Here is an 8678-nt window from a genome sequence, read left to right as displayed (position 1 = left end):
GCCCTGGCGATAGCGGGCCAGTAACCGGTAGATGTGCTGGCGAGACAGGCCATAAACCCGTGCTGCCTGGGTGACAGAAAGGTGGCCACTGACAACTTCGAGGACAACCACACGCGCCTTGGACATGAGCCATGACTGTCACCTATGACGCGACTCATCGAAGCCCTTCGCAGGTGTAACCCATGACGCGACTCATCTGTCACCTATGTCGTGAACTCACACACCCTTAGCTCCACCCTTAGCTCCACACACCCTTAGCTCCACCCTTAGCTCCACCGATATCACCGCTGTTCAGCGGCGCGTTGACGTCTTGGCCTTGGTTCGGCGAAACAATTCGGCGGGACGGCCCCTGAGCCCGGTAACCATCCTTTCGGTCGCGACGAGATGGGGCTCCATCGTGCGCCGGAATGCATCGCGTTGAAGCGCAGCGCCGGCAACCGCTTCGTGCGCCAGTCGCAACTCGCGCATCGTGAATTCGTCGCCGAGCAGCCGGTCGGGGTCGGGATACACCCGGTAGCGGGACCGCAGGTCATCGACGGCACGGGCGATGATGCCGTCGTGGTCGTAGGGGAGGCGTCCGGGTGCCGATGCGGGCATGAGCCTGGTGGCTCCGGCGAAGCGCGACGCAAGCCGATCCAGCCGAACCACTTCGACGTGCGCGACGGCCAGCACCCAGCCGCGCTCATCGCGATGCGGATCGTCGAACACGTGCAGCTGGCGAGGATGGAGGCCGCGGACGTTCGCCTTTTCGCGCAGCGACCGATCGACCGCGTCGGCAAGCGTCTCACCCTCGTGCAGGAAGGTGCCCGGCAGCGCCCAGCCACGTCCGGTTGCCCGGCGCACCTCCAACACCACCAGCCCGACGTCGCGATCCAGGGACAGCACTGCAGTGTCGACGGCGACCGACGGGCGCACGTAATCGGCGAGAGTGTGTCCGTGGTCATCGCGCCACGGCCGATCATTCATGTCGGTGCCTCGGTATACGTTGACCCCATATTTAGCGCGATCCTACGCAATATCAGTACTCGTGGGCTCCGCGGGTGACGGTCGAGCGTGCCGGCCGACGTGAAGCCGTCCATCTTTGTCGGACCTCCTGCGTACACTTGAGTAATTAGCGCAAAAGTGCGCAAAATCCTGTTGAAAGTGGGTGGCCAGATATGACGAACGCAGACCTGACCTTGATCGCGGTGCTCGTGGACCGCAGCGGCTCGATGGCCCAGTGCCGCGACGACTGGGAAGGTGGATTGAACACCTTCGTCGAGAGCCAGGCCGAAGAACCGGGTGATGCCGAAATCACCCTGGCCCAATTCGACACCGAGTACGAGCTGGTCTGGCCGCTCCGGCCGATCAAAGAAGCGCCGCCGTACACACTGGTGCCGCGAGGCGCCACGGCGCTGTTGGACGCCATGGGCCGGTTCATCACCGGAGTCGGCGAGCGCCTGGCCAAACGCGATGAGGCCGACAGGCCGGGCAAGGTGATCGTCTGCATCGTCACCGACGGCATGGAGAACAGCAGCATGGACTGGACGCGCGACCAGGTGAAGGCACTGGTTGAACGGCAATGCAGCACGTGGCAGTGGGAGTTCGTCTTCCTCGGCGCGAACATGGACGCCGTCCAGGAAGGCGCATCGGTGGGCATCCCGCAAAAGTCGTCCCTCACATTCGACGCGGTCAACGCCAGGGCCGCCTACTCCATGGCGAGCGGCTACGTGTCGGCCGTACGAGGAGGCGCCCCAGCCACATTCAGCGACGAGGACCGCAAGTCGGCGAGGCGGCACAAAAGTAGGGGTTGAAATCGATCGCGGATCCGCGGCCATCGTCGACGTGGTCGGCACGCTCCTGGGCCCAGCGGCGAAATTCTCAGCATCCTGGTACCGGCGGTATGCATAACCGCGCCGTCGCGTGGGTACGCCGCCCAGTGAACGGTTGTTCGCAAGCAGGCGCCCGCAGAGCCGGCGACCTGTCGTCCACCAAAGGGCACCGACCGACTGACCCGGTCGGTCGGCGGGGAGGAGCTGCTGATGCCTGAGGTCCAACTTCACCACGAAGGACACCCGCGCTATCGCCGGATGGTCCGATTCGACTGGTCCGGGACGCCGCTGCACTGGGTGCCCGACGACCCGTTCTCGACGCACATGATGAACGTCTTGCATCTGCTGCTACCCGAGGGCGAGCGGCACTTCATCAAGGCCGTGCTCGAGGCGTCGTCGCTGGTCGACGACCCGGAGCTGGAGGCGGCGATCAAGCCGTTCATCCAGCAGGAGTCCTGGCACGCCTGGGCGCACCAGGTGGTGCTCGACCATCTGGCCGAGCAGGGCATCGACACCAAGCCGTACACGTCGCGACTCCGCAAGACGCTGTCGGTCGCGCTGGGTGACCCGCCGAAATTCTTCCCACCGGCGCTGAAGCGGTGGTGGTTGTATCGGCGGCTGGCCGACGTGGCGGCGCTGGAACATTACACCGCGATGTTGGGTCAATGGGTCCTGCAGAACCGTGGGCTGGACTACGCCAACACCGACCCGATGATGCTGGACCTGCTGCGCTGGCACGGGGCCGAGGAGGTGGAACACCGCTCGCTGGTGTTCGACGTCTACCAGCACGTGTGCGGCAACTACTTCATCAGAGCCTTCTCGATGTTGATGACCACCCCGCTGTTCTATGGGTGGTGGATCGCCGGCGCGAAATACCTCATGTCCCACGACCCGACCATCGACCAGAAGTGGCGCTGGCGAGACTGGCTGCGGGCGGCGCGCGAGTACAAGTTGCCCGGCCCCTGGCAGCTCATGGTGACCCAACCCGCCAGGTACATGCGTCCCCATCACCACCCGGGACCCGAAGCGGTGACCGAGATGGCGGTCGAGTACATCAAGAACTCGCCGGCTGCCAAGGCCGCCCGCGAGCGGGCCCAGCTGGAGGGGAAGGCGGCAGTTCGATGAAGGTCTCGGTCGATCTCGACACCTGCGACGGCAACGGTGTCTGCATGAGTCTGTGCCACGAGGTTTTCGACGTCAGGGAAGACGGACTGCACGTGCTCGAGGACCAACCGCCCCGCGAGCTGCGCGGACCGTTGAAGGCCGCCGAAGTGTCCTGCCCCACCCGCGCGATAGTGGTCGAGGAGTAACGCGATGCCCGCGAATCCTCAGCTACAGCAGGTCGTCGTGGTTGGTGCCGGAGTTGCGGGGATCCGCGCCGCCGAGACGCTGCGACAGGAGGGCTACGACGGTGCCCTCACCATCGTGGGGGCGGAACGCCAGGCGCCCTACCATCGGCCGCCGTTGTCGAAGAAGCTGCTCAACGGCCAGGTGCATCGGGCAGGCGTCGACATGGCGCCGCAGTTCGACATGGATGCGCGGGTGTTCAGAGGGGCATCCGCGGTCGGCCTCGACCTGTCCGGCCGTACCGTCGCGGTGCGCGACGACGGGCAGGACCTGTCCCTGGGCTTCGACGGACTCGTCATCGCCAGCGGCGCGCAACCGCGCGACTGGCCGGCCGGCCCGACCCCCGACGGGGTGCTCCTGCTGCGCACGGTCGAGGACTGCCTGGCGATTCGAGAGCGGCTCGGTGGGCGTCCCCGTGTGGTCGTGATCGGCGGCGGCTTCATCGGCAGCGAGGTGGCCGCGACCTGCCGGTCGCTTCAGCTGGACGTGGTGCTGGTGGAAAAGGCCTCCGGGCCACTGGTTCAAGCGTTGGGCGCGGAGCTGGCGCCGTGCTGGGCGACGTTGCATCGCGAACATGGTGTGGACCTGCGCGTCGGCGTGGGTGTCGACGAATTCGTCGGCAACGGCCGGGTCCAAGCCGTTCGGCTGGCCGACGGATCGCAGGTCCCCGCTGACGTGGTCATCGTCGGGCTCGGCGTTACCCCCGCCACCGGCTGGCTGGACGGCTCGGGTCTGCATCTGGACGACGGGGTGGTCTGCGATGCCACCGGCGCGGCCGAGGGCAACACCGGCGAGGGCAACGTGGTCGCCGCCGGGGACGTGGCGCGCTGGTGGCATCCGCTGTACGAGCGCCACCTGCGCACCGAGCACTGGGACGACGCGGCGCGGCAGGGCGAGGCCGCGGCGCGCACACTACTTGCGGGGCCCGGGCACGCCGAAGACTTCGACGCGGTCCCGTATTTCTGGTCCGATCAGTACGATGTTAAGCTCCAAATGCTCGGTGTACCAACTGATTACGATGCCGTCCAGATCATCGAAGGCAAACCCGACTCCTGGGAGTTCGTCGCCGCCTACGGGCGGGGCGGTCGCACCATCGCCGTGCTCGGGACCATCCCGGGCCGGGTTCACGCCTATCGGGAGGCTCTCGAGAAGGGTGCCGAGTTTCCGCCGGGCCGGCCGGATTAGCGAGGCCGGGCCCCCGGGGACTCGCGGCGCGCCCTTTTGGGTACAGCATCCACATGCATCGCCCCGACACGATCATCGAGATTCATCGCGAACGCGTGCAGGATCAGACGGCCGAGATGTTCAGCGGCGACAAGTACACGCAGTCCGTCGACGGCAGCGGCTACTCCGCGACGGCCACCCTCGACCTCACCCTGGATCGCGTCTGGTTCGTGCTCGACGCCCGTCGGCGGCTGTGGCAGGAGGAAGCCGACGGTGAACTTCGCGACCCGCTGCGGCACTTCGCGATAGACCTCGCGGTCTTCGAGTCCACGATCGTCATCGACTCGGTGACCTGCATCCCGCTGGTATCGCTGCCCCCGGCCACCATCACGATCCCGGACGGTCCGCGGGCCGGCGAGTCCCGCGAGATCGCGTACAACGAGATTCCGCTGTTCGGACGCTTGACGCTGCACGACCAGCTCGAGCCGCACCAGCTGGAGCCGGGCAAGCAGACGATCGTCCTGAATTTCACCGCTCAGGACGCTCCCGCGCTGGTGGCCACCCCGTCGCCGGACCCCCACGTCGGGTGGCTGTTCGGTCCGCACATCGAGCGGCGTGCGGGCGGGGTCACGGTCCTCGGCGGACAAGACCCGCGAATCAGCTGGGAACTCGACTATGCCGAGGCGCACTGGATCACCCACAGCATCGCCGGGGAGCTGATGGTGAACCTGGAGAAGCTGCAGCACCCCGGCCTCTCCGACGACCAAGCCCGAACCAGGGTGCTCGACTCGCTCGCCACCCAGATCGCCGATGCGGTCCGGCCGCAGCTTGAGGCGATGGGAGACAATGGGATTCAAACGCTGCTGCCGTCGCCGGTGGACGTCGACCCCGAGGCCCGAGACGACAGCACGGTCAAGGAGCTCGACGCGGTCGTGCAGCGCTTCGAGGTCGGCGAGACCACCGAGGAGTCCATGGTGGTGCAGCTGCGGACGCTGCGCGAACTGCCGCCGGGCGAGGAGCTACCCGCGTCCGTCCTGGCCGAAAACCCTAGGGAGAGAGCAGCTTTGGCCGCCACCGGGTGGAGCATCCTGCGGCAGGTCCGTGACACGGTGATGAACAGTTTCGATCTCGACGAGGGCGACTTCGACCCCGATGCGCCATGCGCGCTGGCGGGCCCGAAGACCATCAGCATCGGCGGACAAGACCGTCGCCTCGACGCGATCGACGCCGACATCGTGCCGCGAACCGAGGACGGCCGGTTGGTGGTCGACGGCACCGTGAGCGCTGACACCAAGCTCTACGACTTCAAGGCCACCTTCAAAGTGGTGTACGAAATGGGTCTCGGCGACATCCCCCGCGACCCGAAAGGCATAGAGCTGCAACGCGAGAAGGTCGACACCATCGAGCACCTCGAAGACGCGCTGAGTCTGGCCGCCCGACAGAAGCGCGCCGGCGACCTCGGCGCCGAGGAATACGAAGCGGAAGTCAAGCGAGTCAGCGAGCGATTCGAACGGTTACCGCAGACCGTGGGCGTGCGACCGGCGCAGAACTCCGAGCCGGAGGTCAACGCGGACTTCAGCCTGACCGCGGCCGGAAAAGTGGCCACGGCCGCGGGCGCGGCGGCCGTCATCGGACTGCTCGCGCTGCCGGTGACCTGGGTGGCGGGCGCGGCCGGGGTGGGAGTCGCCGGGGCGGGCGGACTGTTGACCCTCGCGATCGCGCAGTACATCACCACCGTTTTGACCATCGACTGGTTCGGCACCGGCATCGGTTCTCGTCAGGTCAAGAAATCGCTGAACGATCAGCCCGAGGGCACATCGCTGCCCCCAATCGGGATGCCGGTCGCCCTGGATCTCAACCGCCAGCGCCTCGCGGTCTACTTCCGTCCGGTGCCGGCGAAGTTATGCATCGATTGTGTGGTGGTTGATGAGGACGACACTGCTGAAGACGACAGCGACGGCGAGGCAACCGACGCCGACGGCAGCATTCGCGGCGTCGGCGGCCGGTGGCCCACCGATGGCCACCCGTGGCGGCTCTCGCACGATGATGCCGTGTTGTTCGTCGACTCGGAGGAGTTACAGCTGGTCGTCGATGGGGGTGGCGACGAGGTGCCTGTTGACGTCGTGACCAACGACGACGGACGACGCCGCCTGCGGGTGCCGGGCGACGCCGACGCATGGCGCCGGCTTGCGCGATGCTCCCGTGACGCCGACAACGACAGCGACGAGCGCGATTGAACCGTGACGAGTCCGGTCAGGTTCAGCAGAGGGCAGCGGCCGAGAACCACCCACCGGCCACCAGCGCGATGAGGAGCGCGGCGGTGGTTTGGCCCATCATCGCGGCCGTGATGACGCCCACCACCGCGCAGATGAACACCGTGACGGTCAGGATGGCGACGAGCAGACGGTGTGAATTGACGGCCGCGCCGGTACGAGGGGCGATGACGGCCTTTCGAGAGCGATCCACGCCAACCATGAAATCTCCTTTGGTGTGACGCCAGCAACATACCACTACCAGATGTGGTCTACATCACAGCATGAAGGCGGGGAGTCGTCGGACCGCGCCGGCGCGCCCTGGTCCGCCCGAGACCGCAATTAGGTTTTCGCCTCGATGCGGATTACTCTTGCCCGCGGTTCGTTCGCGACTCAGGAAAGCAGCCATGTCTGTTCAGCCCACACTGCTGCGCCGTCAATCGTTGCGCAGCGCCCGCCGTCAGCGGCCGGCTCCGCGCGTGAAGCGTCCGATGGTCGGCCAGTGCTTCGACATCGAAATCACTCGTGACGTGGACGGATGGATGATCCGGATACCCGAGCTCGGCAGGGCCACCCGGGCCGGCAGCAGGGCCGCCGTGGAGCCTGCCGCACGCGAATGCATCGCGACCTGGACCGGGATCCCCATCGGCTACGTCGTGGTTTTCGTCGCCAGCGAGACCGGCTAGTTACTCAGCCGCCCGGCGCAACCGCGATTGACTTGGTCTCGAGGTAGCCGTCGAGCCCCTCGGGCCCGAGCTCCCGGCCGTAACCGCTGGCCTTGACGCCGCCGAAGGGCGCGAACGGATCCATGGTGTAGCCCTGGTTGATGCCGACGGTGCCGGTGTGGATCCGGGTGGCCAGCGCCAAAGCCCGGTCGGTGTCGTTGCCCCAGACCGATCCGGCCAGGCCGTAGTCCGAATCGTTGGCGATCTGGACCGCCTGTTCCTCGTCGCGATAGGGGATGACCGTGATGACGGGGCCGAAAATCTCTTCGCGCGCGATGCGCATGGCGTTGTCGGCGGCCGCGAATAGGGTGGGCCGCACGTACCAGCCGCGGTCGAGGCCGTCGGGCATGTCGGTGCCGCCGACGATCAGCCGGGCGCCCTCGTCCTGACCGATCCTGATGTAGTCGCGAACGCGCTCCTGCGCTCGGCGCGATACCAGGGGACCGAGCTGGGTCTCGGGGTCGCCGGGGTCGCCCACGCGAAGGCCGCTCATCTCGGCCGCGAGCGCATCGACATAGTCGTCGTGCCGCGCTTGAGGCACCAGCACGCGGGTCAGCGCGTTGCAGATCTGCCCGCTGTTGGACAGGCTGGCCGAACGCACCCCGGCCGCGACCCGGTCCGGCGCCGCGTCGTCGAGGACCAGCGCCGCCGACTTGCCGCCGAGCTCGAGGCTGACCTTGGTGAGGTTGGCGGCGCAGGCCGCCGCGACCGCCCGCCCCGCCGTGGTGGAGCCGGTGAACGACACCTTGTCCACCCCGCGGTGGGAAACCAGGCAGGCGCCGAGCGCGGCGTCGCCGGGCAGCACGCTGACCACCCCCGGGGGCAGGCCGGCTTCGTCCAGCATCTCGCCCAAAAGCAGGGCGTCCAAGGGGCTTTCGGGCGCGGGCTTGAGCACCACGGCGCAGCCGGCCAGCAGGGCGGGCACCAGTTTGGTGACGATCAGGAACTGCGGCATGTTCCAGGGCACGACCGCCGCGACCACACCGACGGGCTCCTTGCGGACCAGCACGTCGCTGCCGAAGAACCCGGGCCTGGCCTCCTGCCACCGGTGTCGCTCGGCCAGGTCGCAGAACGCGCGGATCATGAATGCGGGCAGCCCTACCTGGGCGCGCCGGGCGAAGCTGATCGGGGCGCCGATCTCGGCGGTGATGGTGTCGGCCATCTCGGCGCGGCGCCGGTCGTAGATGTCGGCCAGGCGCCGGACGGCGGCGATCCGGTCCGACGGCCCGCTGCGGCCCCACGGGCCCGAGGCCAGTGCCGCGCGCGCGGCGGCGAGCGCGGTGTCGACGTCGTCGGGGCCCGCCGCGCCGACCTCGGCGATGGGTTCCCCGCTGTGGGGTGAGATGACTTGCACGACGCCGTGGTCCATCCGCGCCTCC

10 protein-coding genes are annotated in these 8678 nt (G+C 67.5%); 6 read left to right on the top strand and 4 right to left on the bottom strand.

All coding sequences use genetic code 11. The annotated features are described in order from the left end of the window. Both OQ789_RS07710 and OQ789_RS07705 read right to left on the bottom strand, forming a co-directional pair. Positions 1-126 (bottom strand): helix-turn-helix domain-containing protein (locus OQ789_RS07710; RefSeq protein WP_324684702.1); only part of this gene is annotated, 126 nt, incomplete at its 3' end. A gap of 165 nt (positions 127-291) precedes the next feature. Continuing rightward, positions 292-966, bottom strand: a complete 675-nt coding sequence (locus OQ789_RS07705) for an NUDIX hydrolase (protein ID WP_324684657.1) — start codon at positions 964-966, stop codon at positions 292-294. Positions 967-1157: 191 nt separating this feature from the next. On the opposite strand from OQ789_RS07705, the gene OQ789_RS07700 reads away from it, so the two are divergent. From OQ789_RS07700 to OQ789_RS07680, 5 genes are all read left to right on the top strand, one after another. Then, the gene (locus tag OQ789_RS07700; protein ID WP_324684655.1) at positions 1158-1793 is read left to right on the top strand and encodes a vWA domain-containing protein; all 636 of its coding nucleotides are present in this window, start codon (positions 1158-1160) and stop codon (positions 1791-1793) included. 228 nt (positions 1794-2021) lie between these two features. Continuing rightward, entirely contained in the window at positions 2022-2936 is a 915-nt protein-coding gene (locus OQ789_RS07695; protein ID WP_324684654.1) for a metal-dependent hydrolase, read from the top strand. Then, a complete protein-coding gene (locus tag OQ789_RS07690) occupies positions 2933-3121 on the top strand; it encodes a ferredoxin (RefSeq protein WP_324684653.1) in 189 nt (62 codons plus the stop codon). Before OQ789_RS07695 ends, OQ789_RS07690 begins: the two co-directional genes overlap by 4 nt. Positions 3122-3125: 4 nt before the next feature. After that, complete coding sequence (locus tag OQ789_RS07685) at positions 3126-4343, top strand: FAD/NAD(P)-binding oxidoreductase (protein ID WP_324684652.1); 1218 nt, start codon at positions 3126-3128, stop codon at positions 4341-4343. A gap of 53 nt (positions 4344-4396) precedes the next feature. Beyond that, a complete protein-coding gene (locus OQ789_RS07680) occupies positions 4397-6559 on the top strand; it encodes a hypothetical protein (RefSeq protein WP_324684650.1) in 2163 nt (720 codons plus the stop codon). Positions 6560-6581: 22 nt separating this feature from the next. Here OQ789_RS07680 and OQ789_RS07675 read toward each other — a convergent pair whose 3' ends face one another. Beyond that, positions 6582-6797, bottom strand: a complete 216-nt coding sequence (locus OQ789_RS07675) for a hypothetical protein (protein WP_324684649.1) — start codon at positions 6795-6797, stop codon at positions 6582-6584. A 268-nt stretch (positions 6798-7065) separates the two neighbouring features. Here OQ789_RS07675 and OQ789_RS07670 point away from each other — a divergent pair, with 268 nt between their 5' ends. Next, positions 7066-7260, top strand: a complete 195-nt coding sequence (locus OQ789_RS07670; protein WP_324684700.1) for a long chain fatty acid-CoA synthetase Faa4p — start codon at positions 7066-7068, stop codon at positions 7258-7260. A 4-nt stretch (positions 7261-7264) separates the two neighbouring features. On the opposite strand, the gene OQ789_RS07665 is transcribed toward OQ789_RS07670, so the two are convergent. Then, complete coding sequence (locus tag OQ789_RS07665; RefSeq protein WP_324684648.1) at positions 7265-8668, bottom strand: aldehyde dehydrogenase; 1404 nt, start codon at positions 8666-8668, stop codon at positions 7265-7267. Between the last annotated feature and the right edge of the window lie 10 nt (positions 8669-8678).

The organism is Mycobacterium sp. 94-17, assembly GCF_035617725.1.
Classification (GTDB): domain Bacteria; phylum Actinomycetota; class Actinomycetes; order Mycobacteriales; family Mycobacteriaceae; genus Mycobacterium.
The sequence above is the reverse complement of the archived record's forward strand: the minus strand, read 5'-3'. Positions and strand labels throughout refer to the sequence as shown.